Origin of the sequence: Amycolatopsis azurea DSM 43854, assembly GCF_001995215.1 — a bacterium.
Classification (GTDB): domain Bacteria; phylum Actinomycetota; class Actinomycetes; order Mycobacteriales; family Pseudonocardiaceae; genus Amycolatopsis; species Amycolatopsis azurea.
The window spans coordinates 506302-523329 of record NZ_MUXN01000001.1; the positions used below are offsets into that span (position 1 = coordinate 506302).

Consider the following 17028-nt stretch of genomic DNA (forward strand, 5'->3'; position numbering starts at 1 on the left):
CGACCGTCAACGATACGGGATATGCTGACCCGTATGGAGCGCATCAACCCACCCGGGCTCGGCCGCCCCTCCGGCTTTTCGCACGCCGTCGCGGCGACCGGACGGTTCGTCTTCCTCGCCGGTCAGACGGCGTTGGACGAGGAGAACCGCATCGTCGGCGACGGCGTGGTCGAGCAGTTCGAACGCGCGCTGTCCAACCTGCTCACCGCGTTGCGCGCGGCGGGCGGGGAGCCGTCGGACCTGTGCAGCGTGACCATCTACATCGTCGACATGGACGACTACAAGGCCCACGCGCGCGAGATCGGCGCGGTGTGGAAGCGGCTGGCCGGGAGCGAGTACCCGGCGATGGCCGGGATCGGCGTCAGCCGGCTCTGGGACGTCGAAGCCCTGGTGGAAGTGCAGGGCTTCGCGGTGGTTTAGATAGCGGGTTGTCGAGGTGTTGGGGCAAACGTTGGCTTCAGTGGCCTTCACTATGTCCCCAATGCCACATTGGAGACGCTCAGTGTCCCCAATGTGGCATTGGGGACATCAGTCCTGAGTGCCACGGCCTCGACTCCTGCGACCCACGACTCGGCCAGGGCTGAAGGTCTCCTTCGCCACGGCAGACGCAACGAAGGGCCCCTTCACCCGCTGCCCGAATACGCCATGGCCGCCTTAATCCTCAAATAGAGCGTGGTTCAGGGCAGCGTGCGCGAGACGTGCGCGGCCGCGGCCTCGCCCAGCCGCGAGTGCAGGGTGAAGAACAGGTCCGCGGCCCGGATCCCGGCCCAGCCGGACGGCAGCAGTTCGGCGGGCAGGCCCGGGTCGAGGTAGGGCAGGCGCCGCCAGTCGGTCAGCACCCGGACGTAGTCGGCGAACGCCTCGGCCTCGTCGGTGGTCTTGCGCCGCTGCCAGCGCCGGAGCGCGGCCGCGTGCTCGTCGAGGAACGCGGTGTAGAGCGTTTCCAGCTGGTCGAGGTCCCACCAGTCGCGGATCTTCTCCCGCACGTCGCCGAACGCGAGGTACTCGGCTTGGAAGAGATCGGCGTACCCCTCCAGTTCGAGCCGTCGCAGCATGTCGGAGGTCGCGTCGCGCAGATGCGCCGGCGCGATCCAGACGCCGGACGACGCGGTCCCGAAACCGAGCCGGGCGAGCTGAGTGCGAAGAACGTGCCGTTTGTGCCGTTCGGCCTCCGGGACGGAGAACACCGCGAGCAGCCAGCCGTCGCCGGGCGTGGCGCGGTCGCGGCGGAAGATCCGCTCGTCGCCTTCGCGCAGGATCGCCAGCGCGGTCTCGGAAAGCTCGTATCCGGCCGCCCCGTTCCGGCGTACCGCGGAAAGGATCCCGCGCCGCTTCAGCCGGGAAATGGACGAGCGGACGGCCGGCTCCTCGACGTCCACGCCGGCCAGTAGGTCGATCAGGGAGCGGACCGAAAGCCAGCCGCCCTCACCGCGTGAGTAGAGGCCGTACACGGTCACGATCAACTGGCGCGGTTGCGCCGTTCGCCCCGCGCCGTCGACTTCGGTTGTCTCCGACACGGCCGTCACCCGGTCACCATAACAACGACGGCGGGCCGACGTTTCGGTCGTGACCGAAGCGTTCCGCACTTAGCGTCACGGTATGGAGAATCCGCTGACCGAAGCCCCTGTCCCGCCGGTGCCGCGGGACGTCGAGCCGGGTGGTGTCCGGTGGCTGCGGGCGAACGTCGCCCGGTTCAGCCGTCCGGAGGACCACGCCCGCCGGAGGGCACTCGTGCTCGCCGAACTCGCGCCGATGGACTCTTTGCGTGAGAAGGCTTTCGCGCTCGCCCGGGAATTGCGGGACGAGCCGGTGGAACGGATCCTGTGGACGGTTCCGGTGGCCGTTCTGGCGGGCGAACTCGGGTTACCGGACGTTTCGCGCGACATCGCGACGGTTTCCGCCGCCTATCACCCGCATACCGAAGTCGGGTCCGGTGCCGAGGAAGCCGTGCGGCGGCTGATCGAGGCCTGCGGTGGCGACCTCGACGAGCGGACGGCCGCGCGGATCGGGCTCCTGGTGCAGGCCTGTGCCGCGACGGCGACGTTGCTCGGCAAGGCATTGACCGCTCACCGGCCCGGTGAAGACATCGCGGATCTGCTCGACCGGGTCCTGCGCGAGGACCCTCCGGTCCGGGTCACCAGGCGGTGGATCAACGGTGCCGTGGTCGAGGTGGACCTGACGGAACGGCCGTTCGGAGCAGGGCCCAGGAAATGTCCGGGAGAGGCGCACGCGTTGGGGGTGGCCAAGGGAATTCTCGACGCCCTCCTGTGCTAAGAATTACCCCGGCAATCCGGAACTGGGGAGATTTTCGATGCTGTATTTCAATGGTCTATTCGGCGTTCTCACCCTCGGCCTGTGGATCTTCTGCATCGTCGACGTGATCACCACGGACGAGGGATCGTGCCGCAACCTGCCCAAGACGATGTGGCTGCTGCTGGTACTGATCGTGCCGCTGGTCGGCTCGATCGTCTGGCTGGTCGCCGGTCGCCCGCAGCACGCCGCCCGTGCCCCGCGCGGCCGCTACGAGCGCGAGTCCCCGGCGTTCCCGGAGTACGACCGGCCCGGCCGCTTCGCCGCGACGAGCGTCGAAGACGACGAGGAGTTCCTCCGGAAGTGCAGGGAGCGCGCGGAAGCTCAGCGCCGCAAGGCCCGCGAGACCGACTAGCCTCGGCAGCGGGAGATCGACACTGGAGGAACAGATGTCCGAAATGCTCGACTGGAACAAGAACATCATCAAGGAGTTCCGCGAGAACGAGGGGAAGGTGGGCGGTCCGTTCGAGGGCGGCGCCCTGCTTCTGCTCACCACCATCGGGGCGAAGAGCGGCGAGCCGCGCACCTCGCCGCTCGCCTTCATGGAGGAGGACGGCAGGTACGTCGTCGCCGCGTCTTACGCCGGGTCGGACAAGAACCCGGCCTGGTACCACAACATCGTGGCGAACCCGAAGGTCACCATCGAGGTCGGCACGGAGAAGTTCGAAGCGACCGCGACGGTCGTGCTCGAAGACCGCGCCGAGCGTGACCGTCTTTTCGCCAAACTGGTCAGCGTCATGCCCGGCTTCGCCGACTACGAGAAGAAGACCGATCGGGTGATCCCGGTCGTCACGATCTCGCGCTGAGTCAGCTGGGAGGTCAGCGCGCGCCGCTGGGAGCCTCGACCGCGGTCGGCGTCTTGAGTTCGGCTTCGGCCGCACGCAGCGCCTTGCGTTCCTGGCGGCGCGCGATCAGCTTCTTGCCGGCGAGGATCATCGGCTGCTCCACCCAGCGGTGGATCAGGTCCGCGATCCCGAGCCCGACGGCGAACACGGTCAGCGCGCTGATCATCCGGTGCTCGCCCAGCGGCGGGATCGCCTCGACGACGGCGAAGTGCACCGGGCCTTGCAGCAGGTAGAGCGAGTACGAGCGCTCACCGACGAACCGCATCGCCTTCGTCGCCAGCAGCCAGCGCAGCGGCCCCGGCGACACCAGCACGACCAGCAGCATCGCCGAGAGCAGGCCGTAGGCGATCAGCAGGCCCAGGTGGGTGACGGTCCCCCTCCACAGGCTCTCCATGTTGACGTGCAGCACGGCGAACGCGCCGAACACCGGGATCGCGGCGAGCGGGTGGGTCAGCGGTTTGATCACCGCGTAGGACCGGCGGTAGTGCATCGCGACCGCCAGCACGCAGCCGATCAGCAGGATCGCGTAGTGCACCGTCGAGCGGTAGATCGGCACCTGCGGCCCGTCGAGCACCCAGCCGCCGGTGACCCCGATCAGCCCGGCCATCAGCGCGAACGCGGCGAACGCCAGCGCGAGCTTGCGCCAGGCCGCGGCCAGGCCGACGGCGCCCGCGACCACCAGCAGGAACGGCCAGAACAGGTAGAACTTCTCCTCGATGCCCAGCGTCCACGAGCCGCTGAAGAAGTTGTCCGGGCCGTTCGCCGTGCTTTCGGGCAGGAACTCGTTGAAGAAGGTCAGGTAGTACTTCAGCGCGTGCGGGAAGTCGCGGGTGAAGAACTCGCCGCGCAGCCACACGAAGACCACGATCCCGCCGAGGATCACCAGGTACGGCGGCAGGATCCGGAACACCCGGCGCAGGTAGAACGCCGAAAGCGAGATCCGGCCGGTCCGGTCCTGCTCACGCAGCAGCAGCGTCGTGATCAGGAAACCGGACAGCACGAAGAAGATGTAGACACCGACCCAGCCGGACAGCCAGCTCCACTTCGGACCCGCGAAGTGGAAGAGGATGACGATGGTGGCCGCGATCGCGCGCAGCCCGTCGAGCGCGGGGAACCGACGCATGGCGAGGAACTCGTCATGGTCCAAAGTGCGCACAGTGCCCCCTAATGGCGGTATCGGCCCGGAAGTATACGGGTGCCGTTCACTGCGCCTTCGCCCCGGATGGAGGCCTCCGAACAGCGGAATTCGGAGATCACCCGGCGTCAGGCGCCGGTTCGACGTTATGCGTCAGCCGGAACCGGTTCGCCGGGTCGACGGCCGCCTTGACCTCGGCGAGACGCCGCAGATCGCCCGGGGAGTACACCTTGGACGCTTCTTCGGCCGCGCCGCTTTCGCCGTAGACGAAGGTCAGCAGTTTGCCGGTCGACTTGGGCTTCAGCGCGTCGAACAGCTTCCCGTGGGCGGAGTTGATCTCGGCGATCGAGGCATCGTCCACTACGGACAGTGCGCGCACGGTGAAGGCGGCATCACGGTCCCAGCCGACCCCGGGGTGCTCCGGCGGCTCGGACAGCGCGCCGCCGAGCAGGTCCAGCAGGACGACGGTCGGCACCGGGGCGTCCGGTCCGGCGTGGTCGAGGATCGCGTCGAGCATCGTGTCGTCGAGTTCGGACACGGTGACGTTGTCGGCGCGGTAGCCGTGCGGGAACGGCGGCTCGTTCGCGATCTTGCCCGATTCGGTGAACGGGATCTCGGCGAGCGTGTCGCCCAGCGGTTCGGCGGCGGCTCGCAGCGGGGCGACCAGGCGTTCGCCTTCGGCCGCGTCGCCGAGGTAGGCGATCCGGATCTGCGCGACGTGCTGCCCGCGCAGCGGCTCGGGCACCATCGGCAGGTCCGGCATCGGGACCATGCCCAGCGACGACGTCATCTCACGCGGCATCTCCGCCGCCCAGTCGCGCCAGGCGCGCAGCACCGTCGCCAGCGATCCGGTGCCGAACTGGAGGCTCCCGCCGTACAACCGGGTGACCGGGACGAGCCGGAATTCGAGCGCGGTGACGATCCCGAAGTTGTCGCGGCCGCCGCGCAGCGCCCAGAACAGGTCCTGTTCGGTGTCCGGGGTGGCCCGGCGGAGTTCGCCGTCGGCGGTCACGACCTCGATCGCGGTCACCTGGTCGGCGGCCAGGCCGTACTTGCGGCCGAGCAGGCTGAAGCCGCCGCCGAGGGTGTAGCCGACGACGCCGACACCGGGGAAGGAGCCGCTCAGCGGCGCCAGCCCGTGCTCGGCCGCGGCTTCGATGACCGCACCCCAGCGCACGCCCGCGTCGACCCGTGCGATGCCGTCGTCGATCCGGATCCCGGTCATGTGGTGCGTGGTGACGAGGACGCCGCCCTCGAAGGGGACGCCGACGCCGTGCCCGGTCGAGTGCACGGCGATCGGGAGGTCGTGCTCGGCGGCGTAGCGGACGGCCTCGACGACGTCGGCGGCCGAAGCGGCGGCCATGATGACGTCGGGACGGCGGGAAACGGCGGTCTGGAAGCCGGCGAGTTCCTGGTCGTATCCGGCGTCGCCGGAGCGGAGCAGTGTGGTCATGACACCAGCGTGGGCTCGATCCAGCCAGAAGTCCAAGATCTAGTTTGTATGCCAACTAGAATCATCGGTTATGGAACTGCGTCAGCTCGAATACTTCGTCGCGGTGGCCGACGAGGCGAACTTCACCCGCGCCGCCGAACGGCTGCACGTCGCGCAGCCCGGGGTCAGCGCCCAGATCCGCCGTCTCGAACGCGAACTCGGGCAGCCGCTGCTCGACCGGTCGGCCAGGGCGGTGCGGCTGACCGAGGTGGGTGCCGCCGCGCTCCCGCACGCGCGGGCCGCGCTCGCCGCCGTCGCCGGGGTGCGGCAGGCGGTCGACGATCTCACCGGGCTGGTCCGCGGCCAGGTCGCGATGGGCATGGTGTCTTCTCGTGGCCCGGTCAACCTGCCGGATCTGCTCGCCCGCTTCCACGAACGCCACCCCGCCGTCGACATCACGCTCGCCGAGGCCACCTCCGACCTCCTGCTCGCGGGTGTCGCCGACGGCCGGTTCGACATCGCCCTCATCGGGGTCTCCGGCGAACCGCCGCCGGGGATCGGCCTCGAAGTCGTCCTCGACGAGCCGCTCGTCGCCATCTCCGGTCCGGAGGACCCGCTCACCGCGCACGCCACGATCACGCTGTCGGAACTGGAGAGCCGTTCGCTGGTCAGCCTGCCGAAGGGCACCGGCATGCGGGCGATCGTCGACGCGGCCTTCCTCGCCGACAGCGCCCAGCCGCGGGTGACGCTGGAAGCGGGCGACCCGAACGTCGTCGCCGAACTGGTCGGGCGCGGCCTCGGCGTCGCCGTGGTGCCGATGTCGCTTGCGACGCACTACACGGAACTGCACGCCATGGAGATCACGCGACCGGCCGGGCTGCGGGCGAAACTGGCGCTGGCCTGGCGGACGGAGGGGCCGGTCAGCCCCGCCGCCCGCGTGTTCATCAGTCAGGCGCGGGCGCTGCTCGGGTTGTGAGTTTCCACAGCGACGTCACTTCCCGCGCGCGGGCGTCGTGCAGCGGATCGCCCGGATCCGCGGCCTTGGGATGCCTCGGCCGGATGTCCTCCCTGTCCCGGACTTCGAGACCGGAACGCTCGAACGCCCGCAGGAGTTCTTCGCGTGTCCGCAGGCCCAGCAGTTCGGCGAGGTCGGACAGGATCAGCCAAGATTCCCCGCCGGGGGTGAGATGCCGGGGCAGCCGGTCCAGGAAGGCGTTGAGCATCCGGCTTCCCGGGTCGTAGACGGCGCGTTCGAGCGGGGTGTGCGCCCGGGCGGGCAGCCAGGGGGGATTGCAGACGACCAGCGGCGCGCGACCCGGCGGGAACAGGTCCGCCTCCAGGGCTTCGAGTCCTCGGAACCCGAGACGCCCGAAGTTGTCGCGGGCGCAGGCGATGGCGCGCGGCTCGTTGTCCGTCGCCACCACGCGTTCGACGCCGCGATGGGCGAGGACAGCGGCGAGCACGCCGGTCCCGGTGCCGATGTCGAACGCCAGTTCCGTTGTGGGCAAAGGAGTTCTCGCCACCAGATCGACGTACTCGCCGCGGACGGGGGAGAAGACCCCGTGGTGAGGGTGGATCTTCGCGCCGAGCGCCGGGATCTCGACGCCTTTCGCCCGCCATTCGTGCGCGCCGACGACACCGAGCAGTTCGCGCAGTGACACCAGCGACGCGGTTTCGGAGGGGCCGTAGACCTCGGTGCAGGCCAGCCGGACGTCCGGCCCGCGGCGCAGTGGCAGGACGTGCCCGGGATCCAGCGGAACCAGCAGCCTGCCGAGGATCCGCGCTCGGCGTGCCTGATGGTTCCGCTGGTCCGGAAAAGGTTTCCCGGTCGCCGTCCCGCAGCGGCGGGACATCGCGGCGAGGAGGTTCCGCGCGTTCGGGAAGTCGCCGTGCCAGGCGAGACCGGTGCCGGCCGCGGCGAGCCGGAACGCCTCGTCGGCGGTGGTCCCGTCGCCGACGGCGGCGACGGTTCGAGGCGGCTTGGTGCCGACGGTGGTCAGCCAGCGCCGACCACCGTCCATTATGGACAGGGGGTTCATGGTTTCCGTTCCTGGATCCGCCCACGGCGAAGAGACCCCGCGGGCGTTGCTCGTCGGGGGACAAGGTCAGGAACGGCGGCTAGTGGACCGCCGCGGCATGAACCGGTGTCGACACGGACCCGAGTTTACCGGAACTCGGCGGCGTGTTCGGCCGCCCAGACCTCGAAGTCCAGCCCTGGCCTGCCGGTGACGTCCTGGACGGTCGAGGTGACCGGGCCCGGTTCGGCCACCAGGTCCCGCATCCCGGTCAGCATGGTGTCGACGACGAAGTCCGGCATCTTCGTGAGCAGGGCGGCCCGCGCTTCCTCGTGCGGGATCTCCTCCCAGCGCGCGGGACGGCCCGCGGCCTCGCCGATGATCCGGACCTGCTCGATCTGCGTCATCGCCCGGGTGCCGGTGAGCGCGTACTTCGCCCCCGCGTGCCCGTCGCCGGTCAGCGCCTCGACGGCCACCGCGGCCATGTCCTTCTCGTGGATCAGCGGCATCGACGCCTCGCCGTACGCGCCGCGGACGACGCCGTCCGCGCGGATCGACGGCGCCCAGCCGAGAGTGTTGGCCGCGAACCCGTGCGGCCGCAGGAAAGTCCACTCCAGGCCCGTGGTCTCGATCGCCTCCTCGACCGTGCGGTGCCAAGCTCCGATGGCGTTCACCTGCTCTGTCAAAGAATCGTCGACGGCGCCCGAAGAAAGGAACACCACCCGCTTCACCCGCTCCCCGAGCAGCGAAACGGTGGGCGCCAGCGCCTCGGCGGATCCGGCGAGCATCAGGAACACCGTGTCGACGCCGTCGAGTGCCGACGCGATCGTCCCCGGATCCGTCAGGTCGCCGCGGACGCCGTCCGGCGGCGGATTCCGGCTCAGCGGCCGGACCGGGACGTCCCGCGCCCGCAACTGGGTGACCACTTGCGATCCGACGTTGCCCGTCGCGCCGGCGACCAGGATCGGCTTCATGCCGCCACCCCCGCCGTCTTCGTCGCGGAAAGGACCGGGCGGTACCGCTTGACCGACCCGCCCGACATCCCCGGGTAGGTCTGCACCTTCTTCCACACGTCCGTGGTGCCGATGCCGTCGGCACCGGGTGCCGCGAGCGCGGCGAGGTGCGCCTCGACGCTGGTCCATTCCGCGTAGTTCAGCACCCGGGTCCCGTCGGCGCTCACGTGGAAGTAGCCCGAGATCCCGCCTTCCGGTCGCGCGGGTTCGGAGGCCATCGCCTCGAAGACGAGGTCGATCCAGTCTCGTTGCCGTCGTTCGTCGGGGCCTTCGAACTCGACCGAGACGACCACGAGGCAGCCGGGTGTGCCTTCGCCGCGCTGTCCGCGATAGAGGCGGTAGACGGGCGCGCCGTCCGAGCCCCGGATGGCGTCTTCGCTGGTCCACTGCTCGTAGGTGAAGGCGCCGTCGTGGTCGATGCCCTCGTACGCGGTGAAGGAGACGAGCCCTTCGTGCTCGGCGAGCGCCGCCCGCGCCGCGTCGGCGTCCGGCCATTCCCGCGCCACCACGACCGTCTCATCGTCCGGTGTCGGCCAGTGTCCCTTGTGGATGGTCATTTCGGAGGTCCCCTGTGCTGTCATGCCTCCAGCATGAAACTTAAACAAGGGTTTAAGTCAAGCTAGGATGGCGGGCATGTCCGAACTGCCGTCCGAACTCACCATCGGGGAGCTGTCGCGGCGCAGCGGGGTCGCCACCTCCGCCCTGCGGTTCTACGAGCGCCAAGGCCTCATCAGCAGCAGGCGGACCAGCGGGAACCAACGCCGGTACCCGCGTGCCGCGCTCCGGCTGGTCGCCTTCATCCGCGCGTCGCACCACCTCGGGATCCCGCTGGAGGTGATCGGCATGGTGCTCGACTACCTGCCCGAGGGCGCGGAGCCGGATCGCGCGTTCTGGCAGCGCGCCTCCGCCTGCTGGAGCGCGGAACTCAACAAACGCATCGAACAGCTGGAGTGCATGCGCGACCGGTTCACCGAATGCATCGGCTGCGGCTGCCTGTCCTTCGAACAGTGCGTGCTGGTCAATCCCGGTGACGTCCTCGCGGCGAAGGGACCTGGCCCGGCGCGGCTGATCACGGACTGACGACGGCCAGTTTCCGTTCCAGCAACCGGCGTTCGGCGCTGTTCTCCGCCAGCCGGATCGCCGTTTCGTACGCCCGCGCCGATTCGGCCGAGCGGCCCAGCCGGTGCAGCAGATCGGCCCGGATGGCGTGGTACAGGTGGTATTCCGCCAGCTCCAGGCCGTCGATCAGGTCGAGCGCGGCGGCCGGGCCGTCCACCTCGGCCACCGCCACGGCGCGGTTGAGCGCGACGATCGGTGTCGGGTTCGCGTCCAGCAGCAGGTCGTACAGCTGGACGATCTGCGACCAGTCGGTGCCGCTCGCTTCGGCGGCGTCGCTGTGGACGGCGTTGATCGCCGCCTGGATCTGGTACGGCCCCGGCTGGTTCCGTCGCAGACAGGCGCGGACCATCGCCTGCCCTTCGGTGATCAGCTTCCGGTCCCACCGTGACCGGTCCTGGTCCGCCAGCAGGACGACGTCGCCGTCCGCGCCGGTGCGGGCGGCGCGACGGGACTCGGTGAGCAGCATCAGCGCCAGCAGCCCGGTGGCCTCCGGTTCGTCGGGCATGAGATCGGTCAGCAGCCTGCCGAGCCGGATCGCCTCGGCGCACAGGTCTTCCCGGACCAGCCGTTCGCCCGAACTGGCTGTGTATCCCTCGTTGAACACGAGGTAGATCACGGCGAGCACCGATCGCAGCCTGTCCGGCAGGTCGGCGTCCTCCGGGACGCGGTACGGGATCCCCGCGTCGCGGATCTTGCCCTTCGCCCGGACCAGCCGTTGCGCCATCGTCGTTTCGGGGACGAAGAACGCGTGCGCGATCTCGCCGGTGGTCAGCCCGCCCAGCAGTTTCAGCGTCAGCGCGACCTGCGTGGTGAGGGCGAGCGCCGGATGACAGCAGGTGAAGATCAGCCGCAGGCGGTCGTCGCGCACCGGGCCCTCCTCCGCTGGTTCGTTGTCGGCGTTGAGCAGTGCGGCCTGGGCGTGTTTGTCGTCGCGCGCGGCTTCCCGGCGCAATTTGTCGATGCCCTTGTTGCGGGCGGTCGTGATGATCCAGCCGGCCGGGCTCGGTGGAGGGCCGCTGGACGGCCATCGGTCCACCGCCTCGGCGAAGGCGTCCTGGACCGCGTCTTCGGCTACGTCGATGCTGCCGAAGACGCGGACCAGCACGGATACCGCACGGCCGTATTCCTCGGTGAAGACCCGGCCGATGTCTTCAGTGGTCAGGGCACGCACGAGGGGTCTTCGACGCCCTGGAACGGCCGGACCTCGACGGGCAGATAGGTGATCTCGGCGACCCGGCGGGCCCAGTCGAGCGCGGCGTCCAGATCCGGCACCTCCACGATGGTGAAGCCGCCGAGGTGCTCCTTACCCTCGAGGTACGGGCCGTCCGTCGTCGCGATCTCGCCGTTCTCGCCTGCTCGCAGCACGGTCGCCGTGGTCGGCGGGTGCAGGCCGGCGGCGAACACCCAGACGCCCGCGGTCTTCATCTCGTCGTTGAGCGCCTGGATCTTGCGCGTCACCGGTTCGAGGAACTCCGGCGGCGGGACGGGGCCGTCGGGGTGGTAGAGGCTTATCAGGTACTGGGTCATGTCGTCCTCCTCGTTCGTGCGGTCTTTCACTCCCTATACGAAGGGCGTCCCGCCGATTCGACACTGGCGGCGATCTTTCCCGTTTTTTTCTTTCTTCGCACATCGGCGCAGGTCAAACGGATGACGGCGGACCGGTCAAGGTGCAGCCGGGACGGGACAGGTCGATCCGCGACCCCCTGGCCAGGCAGGCGGAGATCCGATGGACCTGCTGGCCGTAACCGCGGCCCTGAACCGCGGTCACGGTCCCGTCGCGGCCGACCTCGCACGGATTGTCCTCGGTGCAGCGCCCGCCGTCACGGTTGTGGGTGTTGTTGATCCCGGCGATCGTGCGAGCGTCGGGGGTCAGCAGTGCCGAGCCGGAGTAGCCGGGCCCGCTCACGCAGGTGTCGCTCGGGGCGTAGCGGACCGCGTCGTCCTGCTGGTACCCGGCCTCTCGCAGGTGCGGCACCACGGCCTCCACCGTGCACTTCGGGCGGCTGCTGGAGTAGGACAGGAGGAGCCGGTCGCCCGCGCGCATCGGAGTCGTCGCCAGCCGGAAGACCTTCGCTCCCTCCCTGGCCAGCTGCGCGTAGGTCTTGTCCAGCCGGTACAGCGCGACGTCGGTGCCGGTCATCGTCGCGTAGACCAGCCGGGTGGCCCGGGCGCTGGTCTTCGGGTAGCCGTCCCGGCCGGCGATGGTGACCGGCCGGGCCAGGTCGGCGGGCCGGTCGACCAGGGCCGTTCCCGGTGCGGGCCGCCCGCTCGGCACGCAGTGGCCGTTGGTCAGCACCAGCGCCGGGTCTCCGGGACGCGAGGTGGCGGAGCGCACCACGGCGCCCTTGCAGTCGCCCACCGAGGCCGTGCCCTCCACGTTCGGGACCGGGGTGTCCGGCGGGACGTCGGTGCCGGTCACGATTCCGTTGAGCCAGGCGGAGTTCTTCGCGACATCCGTGTACATGTCGGGGAAGTCGGCGCCCCTGATGCCGGGGCCGATGACCGTCCCGGCCAGTGCCCAGCCATCGCCGGAACGGATCAGCGCGGGGCCTCCGGAGTCCGTCGTCCCCGGTCCGACGGGAGGTTCGGCGCGGCCGACGCACAACGGCAAGGTGTGCCCGTCGTCGTCCCAGCACCGATCGAGCGGCACGACTTCGGTGTCCGCTTCACGCAGCTTGCCGGGAAAGCACTTCGTGTCCTTGAAGTCGTCGCAGGAGGTTCCGGCCGCGCCCCAGCCGAGGATGCGGACCGGGGTGCCGTCGGCGGGAGTGGCCTCGGCGAGCTTGACGGGTTTGGCCCGCACCGGGGTGCGCAGGTGCAACAGTGCGATGTCTTCGCCAGGAGGGTCGTACGTGTTGTGGCGCCGGTAGAACTTGTCGATGTCGGTCACCTCGCCCCCGGAAGTGGTGTCCAGTGAGCCGACCCGGACCTTCCAGCCGCGGGGGACCCCGGCCGTCGAGCCGGTCGGGGTGTTGGCGCAATGGCCCGCGGTGACCGCCCACTGGGGAGCGATGAGCACCGCTCCGCACCGGTGCCCGTCCGGGCGGGGCGAGTCGTACTGGAGCGAGACCATGAACGAATACGGCCGGGTGGACTCGGTGCCGCCGATGACGGCCGACGCGGGGACCGCGCCCGCCATCGTCGCGGCCAGCGCGAGCCCGGTCGGCAACGCGAGTGATCGGAATCGGATACGCATGGGGATCACGGTGGCCGGTCCGTGTCCGCGGAACGCGATCAACGGGTAACGGTTCCGTGCGCGGCTCGTCCCTGCCTGGTACTGCCGGACCCAGGTCGAACAGGCCGTGCCACCTCTCCGCGTGAGCCGGTTACCTGGACTTCAGAACGCGAGTCCACGGAGGAGAGACAAATGACGAACACTTCGGCACCGCACTCGGGCAGGGTCGCCGTCATCACCGGCGCGTCCAGCGGGATCGGCGAGGCGACCGCGCGGCGGCTCGCCGCCTCCGGTGCGGCGGTCGCGCTCATCGCGCGCCGCGCGGACCGGCTGGAGACGCTCGCCAAGGAGATCGACCAGGACGGCGGTACCGCGCTCGTGCTCGCGGCCGACGTCGCCGACGCCGGGGCGATGCGCGCCGCGGCGGCCGAGGTCGAGGCGAAACTGGGCCGGGCGGACCTGCTGTTCAACAACGCCGGCGTGATGCTGGCCGCGCCGATCGACGAACTCGCGACCGGCGACTGGCAGCGCATGATCGACGTCAACATGACGGGCCTGATGAACGCGATCGGCGCGTTCATGCCGCATCTGGTCGCTTCGGCGGCCGAAAAGGGCGTCGCGGACCTGGTGAACACGTCGTCCATCGGCGCGCAGGCGATCTTCCCGTCGTTCGGCGTCTACGTCGCTTCGAAGGCGTTCGTGACGCACCTGTCGAAGAACCTTCGCGCCGACCTCGGCCCGAAGAACGTGCGGGTCGCGGCGATCGAGCCCGGCCTGGTCGAGACCGAGCTGCAAGGTCACGTCACCGACGCGGGCGCGCTGGAATGGCTGGACGGCGTGCGCGAAACGGTGAACTGGCTGAAGCCGGGGGACATCGCCGAGACCGTGGCGTTCCTGACCTCGCTCCCGGCCCGGGTGAACCTCCAGCAGGTCACCGTCATGCCCACCTCGCAGGTCTGATCAGGGGACGGCGGGGAACAGGATCCGGGCGATCGCGCGGGCGGCGGTGTCCGGATCCTCGAGGTGCTCGGTGCGCAGCGCGCCCGTCAGCCACAGGTTCGCGAAGCCGTGCATCAGCGACCACGCGGCGACCCCCGCCATCTCGTCGTCGCTGACCGACGACGCGCCGCTGGTCAGCAGGAGCCCCGCGCGATCACGGGCCGCTGTCAGCGCCTCGTCGTCCTCGCGGTGGAGTTCGGGGCGGAACATCACCTCGAAATGCGCGCGATGCTCGATCGCGAACCGCACGTAGGCCACCCCGACCTCGACGAAGTCCCGGTCGCCCTCGGCGGCGAGCGCGTCCGCGAGCAGGTCGAACCCCTCGGCGGCCAGCGCGGTGAGCACCCCGGCCTTGTCACCGAAATGGTGCACCGGCCCGGCGTGCGAGACCCCCGCGCGCCGGGCGAGGTCGCGGAGGCTGATCCCGGCCGGACCGTGTTCGGTGACGGCCGCGACGGCGGCGTCGAGCACGGCCCGGCGGAGGTCGCCGTGGTGGTACGGACTCATGAACTCGAATCTAGTCATTGACAAGATGGCCTGCAAGCGCGCATCTTGTCAGTGGAAAGTTTCGCTGCTCGGAGGGCATGTCATGGATCCCGGTCTGGTACCCGTACTGATGCTGGTCGCTGTCACGGCGACCTTGTTCCTGCTGGGCGCCTTCGGCGTCCAACGGCTGAAGCCCTGGCCGGTGGCCGTGCGCGGCGGCGTCGCGGCGCTGTTCGTCACGACCGGGCTCGCGCATTTCATCGGCATGCGCGAGGAACTGGTCGCGATGGTGCCGCCCGCGTTGCCCGCACCTGGGCTGCTGGTCACGATCACCGGCGTCCTCGAACTGGCCGGCGCCGCAGGGGTGCTGTGGTCGCGCACGGCGCCGTGGGCGGCCGGCGGCTTGACCCTCCTGCTGCTGGGGATGTTCCCGGCGAACGTCTACAAGGCGCTGCACGGGCCGGTGGACTCGGTGATGGACGAACTGGTGCCGCGCAGCCTGATGCAGGTGGTCTTCCTGGCCGCGACCGGATCGCTGGTGGTGTATTACGCGCGAGTGTCGAACGGACCCTTTGCCCAAAGGAGACCTTAAGTCTTTCCCAAGTCCGGGGTCCGTTCCCGGTAATGGCCCTATTCTCTGAGAATGAAGATCTCATTGTGGATCGGATTCTGTGGGCTGTGCATCCTCGCCGGGCACATGCTTCTCGGTGCTGTCGGTGTCGTACTGCTGATGAGCTGCCTCCCGGCGGGACGCGATCACGAATCCGGTGACAGAACAGGGAAAACGCCCGCGCGGCTGGCCTGAGGAAATCGTCAGCCCAAGGTGCTCGCGAAAGCGAGCGCGCCCAGAACCGGAACAGCGACGGCCGTGAGCAGAACCGATCGGCGGCTCGGTTTGGGACTTTCCAGTAATGCGCGAACACCGGCCGGAAGCAACGCGACACAAAGTCCGGCGGTGCCGATGATCGACACGATTTCGGTGCCCTTCAACACGCCGAGCGGCAGAAGCCCCATCGTCGCCAGTCCGATCGACTGGACGACACCGAGCGCTTTCGAGCGGTACGCGGCGAAGGCGAGCGCGTACCAGCCGAACATGATGGTGAACGACAGGAAACTGAACAGGTGCAGGTCCTGGTACGACTCGCTGACGACGCTCTCGGCGAACCCGGCGCCGCGTCGTTCGGCGAGTCCCAGCGCGGCCTGGTCGACGCCGGCGTGGAAGGTTCGCTCGAAGAGTCCAATAAGGACTGAAACTCCCGCCCACGCGGCCAGTGCCGGCCTGGTCCGGCCGATCTTCGTGGCGAGCGCGACGATCGCGGGCCACAGCAGGACGTTGCCCGCCAGGAAACACGTGTACGCGGCCGTCATCAGCGCCGGATGAGCGCTCATCGCCTTCAGCTGGTCGGGGAAGAAGAAGTTGAACTGGGACCGCAGGAGCGTTCCGGTGAGCAGCAGGATCGGGCCGAGGATCATCGAGACCGCGGCGACGCGGCGGCCGGGGAAGACGTGGTCGGTGTTCATGCCGACGAGCCTGCCGATCGCGGGGGCGGCACGGATCGGCTCACGGTCTGTACTTCCGGCTCAGCCCGTGGGCGGACTCCGGTTCGAGGGCTAAGCCTTGCCGTTGCCGTTTTTCGGCGATGGACCGTGGAACAGTGGTGGGGTGGGCGATGAACGCCGCGGATCGAAAGATCCAAATCGGGCCGGCTCGACTGAAGCGAGTCATCGTCATTTTACGGCAGCGGGACTCAAGGGAGTGGCGGTTTCTCGGCGGCCATATGGCTGCCGTGCCGCCGGGCGCGGCTACTGCTTCTCTGTGGCTAAAGGGCCGAAGACGAAGTCGGTTCACGTTGGTCGAGCTGTTGCCGGTTTTCGGCGATGGGGCTCAGAACGGTGGCGGTTCCTCCTCGATGCTTCGTGGGCGGGGTTGGTGGAGCGGTGGTGGGGTGCTGTCATAGGTCTGGCCGGTGGGGGTGGTGATGGTGAGGGTGCCGTCGGACTCAAGCTGGTAGGTCCAGCCGGGTTCGTCTTTGAGCCGGTGGTCTCGTCGGCAGAGGGCGACGAGGTCGTCGGCGTTGGTGTGGCCGCCGTGTTGCCAGGGCAGCGAATGGTCGAGGTCGCAGGCTTGCGCGACACGATGACAGCCGGGTCTTCGGCATTCGCGGTCCCGGACCCGGACGAACTCGCCGAGACCCGCGGTGGGGCGGTATCTTTCGCGGCCGAGGTCGAGGACCTGTCCGGAGAGCGGGTCGGTGATGATCCGGCGCAGCACCGTGTTCGGGCCGGTGGCGATGTGCCGGGCGAGGGTGGCGGGAAGGTGGCCGTGTCCGGCTAGTTCGGCCGGGTCGTTGTTGAGGCCGAGGTAGGTGTCGAGGTCCAGGTACAGGAACACTTCGGTGCGTTCGCTCGTGCCGCCGGTGCCGCCGAGCAGGAGGTCGAGTGCGATGTCGGCGCGGAGCTGGTCGAGGGTGCGGGTTTCGTCTCTGGTTTTGAGTGTTC

21 protein-coding genes are annotated in these 17028 nt (G+C 69.3%); 9 read left to right on the top strand and 12 right to left on the bottom strand.

Going from position 1 to position 17028, the window contains the following annotated elements; all coding sequences use genetic code 11:
• The first annotated feature begins 21 nt into the window (after positions 1–21).
• Positions 22–420, top strand: coding sequence for a RidA family protein (locus B0293_RS02470; protein WP_005155930.1), 399 nt, complete (start codon positions 22–24; stop codon positions 418–420).
• 257 nt (positions 421–677) lie between these two features.
• Here B0293_RS02470 and B0293_RS02475 read toward each other — a convergent pair whose 3' ends face one another.
• Positions 678–1526, bottom strand: coding sequence for a PaaX family transcriptional regulator (locus B0293_RS02475; protein WP_039917484.1), 849 nt, complete (start codon positions 1524–1526; stop codon positions 678–680).
• Positions 1527–1599: 73 nt separating this feature from the next.
• On the opposite strand from B0293_RS02475, the gene B0293_RS02480 reads away from it, so the two are divergent.
• The 3 genes from B0293_RS02480 to B0293_RS02490 are packed head-to-tail and all read left to right on the top strand — an operon-like array spanning position 1600 to position 3116.
• The gene (locus B0293_RS02480) at positions 1600–2274 is read left to right on the top strand and encodes a cytochrome P450 family protein (protein ID WP_005155928.1); all 675 of its coding nucleotides are present in this window, start codon (positions 1600–1602) and stop codon (positions 2272–2274) included.
• 37 nt (positions 2275–2311) lie between these two features.
• Positions 2312–2665: a PLDc N-terminal domain-containing protein gene (locus B0293_RS02485; protein WP_005155926.1), complete on the top strand. Its 354-nt coding sequence runs from the start codon at positions 2312–2314 to the stop codon at positions 2663–2665.
• Positions 2666–2699: 34 nt separating this feature from the next.
• Complete coding sequence (locus B0293_RS02490) at positions 2700–3116, top strand: nitroreductase family deazaflavin-dependent oxidoreductase (RefSeq protein WP_005155925.1); 417 nt, start codon at positions 2700–2702, stop codon at positions 3114–3116.
• A 13-nt stretch (positions 3117–3129) separates the two neighbouring features.
• Here B0293_RS02490 and B0293_RS02495 read toward each other — a convergent pair whose 3' ends face one another.
• Together B0293_RS02495 and B0293_RS02500 are read right to left on the bottom strand one after the other, a co-directional pair.
• Positions 3130–4311, bottom strand: a complete 1182-nt coding sequence (locus tag B0293_RS02495; protein WP_005155923.1) for an acyltransferase family protein — start codon at positions 4309–4311, stop codon at positions 3130–3132.
• Between the two features lie 97 nt (positions 4312–4408).
• On the bottom strand, positions 4409–5743 hold the full coding sequence (locus B0293_RS02500; RefSeq protein WP_005155922.1) for an FAD-binding oxidoreductase: 1335 nt from the start codon (positions 5741–5743) through the stop codon (positions 4409–4411).
• A 70-nt stretch (positions 5744–5813) separates the two neighbouring features.
• Here B0293_RS02500 and B0293_RS02505 point away from each other — a divergent pair, with 70 nt between their 5' ends.
• A complete protein-coding gene (locus B0293_RS02505; protein ID WP_005155921.1) occupies positions 5814–6698 on the top strand; it encodes a LysR family transcriptional regulator in 885 nt (294 codons plus the stop codon).
• Here the strand turns inward: B0293_RS02505 and B0293_RS02510 are convergent.
• The 3 genes from B0293_RS02510 to B0293_RS02520 form a co-directional block, all read right to left on the bottom strand.
• Positions 6667–7761, bottom strand: coding sequence for a methyltransferase (locus B0293_RS02510; protein WP_005155920.1), 1095 nt, complete (start codon positions 7759–7761; stop codon positions 6667–6669). The genes B0293_RS02505 and B0293_RS02510 overlap by 32 nt on opposite strands.
• Positions 7762–7886: 125 nt before the next feature.
• The gene (locus tag B0293_RS02515) at positions 7887–8711 is read right to left on the bottom strand and encodes an SDR family oxidoreductase (RefSeq protein WP_005155919.1); all 825 of its coding nucleotides are present in this window, start codon (positions 8709–8711) and stop codon (positions 7887–7889) included.
• Entirely contained in the window at positions 8708–9331 is a 624-nt protein-coding gene (locus B0293_RS02520; protein ID WP_245191932.1) for an antibiotic biosynthesis monooxygenase, read from the bottom strand. Before B0293_RS02520 ends, B0293_RS02515 begins: the two co-directional genes overlap by 4 nt.
• Positions 9332–9383: 52 nt before the next feature.
• On the opposite strand from B0293_RS02520, the gene soxR reads away from it, so the two are divergent.
• Positions 9384–9830 (top strand): redox-sensitive transcriptional activator SoxR, encoded by a 447-nt coding sequence (soxR, locus tag B0293_RS02525; protein WP_005155917.1) that lies wholly within the window; start codon positions 9384–9386, stop codon positions 9828–9830.
• Here the strand turns inward: soxR and B0293_RS02530 are convergent.
• The 3 genes from B0293_RS02530 to B0293_RS02540 form a co-directional block, all read right to left on the bottom strand.
• Positions 9820–11040 (bottom strand): RNA polymerase sigma factor, encoded by a 1221-nt coding sequence (locus B0293_RS02530; protein WP_005155916.1) that lies wholly within the window; start codon positions 11038–11040, stop codon positions 9820–9822. The two genes, soxR and B0293_RS02530, sit on opposite strands and share 11 nt — an antisense overlap.
• Positions 11028–11396: a YciI family protein gene (locus B0293_RS02535; RefSeq protein ID WP_005155915.1), complete on the bottom strand. Its 369-nt coding sequence runs from the start codon at positions 11394–11396 to the stop codon at positions 11028–11030. Before B0293_RS02535 ends, B0293_RS02530 begins: the two co-directional genes overlap by 13 nt.
• Before the next feature lie 112 nt (positions 11397–11508).
• Positions 11509–13065, bottom strand: coding sequence for a serine protease (locus tag B0293_RS02540; protein WP_052014424.1), 1557 nt, complete (start codon positions 13063–13065; stop codon positions 11509–11511).
• 171 nt (positions 13066–13236) lie between these two features.
• Between B0293_RS02540 and B0293_RS02545 the strand changes: the two genes are divergently transcribed.
• Positions 13237–14004: an SDR family oxidoreductase gene (locus tag B0293_RS02545; protein WP_005155913.1), complete on the top strand. Its 768-nt coding sequence runs from the start codon at positions 13237–13239 to the stop codon at positions 14002–14004.
• On the opposite strand, the gene B0293_RS02550 is transcribed toward B0293_RS02545, so the two are convergent.
• The gene (locus B0293_RS02550; RefSeq protein ID WP_005155912.1) at positions 14005–14550 is read right to left on the bottom strand and encodes a TetR/AcrR family transcriptional regulator; all 546 of its coding nucleotides are present in this window, start codon (positions 14548–14550) and stop codon (positions 14005–14007) included.
• 82 nt (positions 14551–14632) lie between these two features.
• Here B0293_RS02550 and B0293_RS02555 point away from each other — a divergent pair, with 82 nt between their 5' ends.
• A complete protein-coding gene (locus tag B0293_RS02555) occupies positions 14633–15121 on the top strand; it encodes a DoxX family protein (protein ID WP_005155911.1) in 489 nt (162 codons plus the stop codon).
• 51 nt (positions 15122–15172) lie between these two features.
• Positions 15173–15334 (top strand): hypothetical protein, encoded by a 162-nt coding sequence (locus B0293_RS43465; protein WP_157376423.1) that lies wholly within the window; start codon positions 15173–15175, stop codon positions 15332–15334.
• 8 nt (positions 15335–15342) lie between these two features.
• Here B0293_RS43465 and B0293_RS02560 read toward each other — a convergent pair whose 3' ends face one another.
• Entirely contained in the window at positions 15343–16050 is a 708-nt protein-coding gene (locus tag B0293_RS02560) for a hypothetical protein (RefSeq protein WP_005155904.1), read from the bottom strand.
• Positions 16051–16414: 364 nt separating this feature from the next.
• Positions 16415–17028: HNH endonuclease signature motif containing protein (locus B0293_RS02565; protein WP_077241210.1), on the bottom strand; the 614-nt coding region annotated here is incomplete at its 5' end.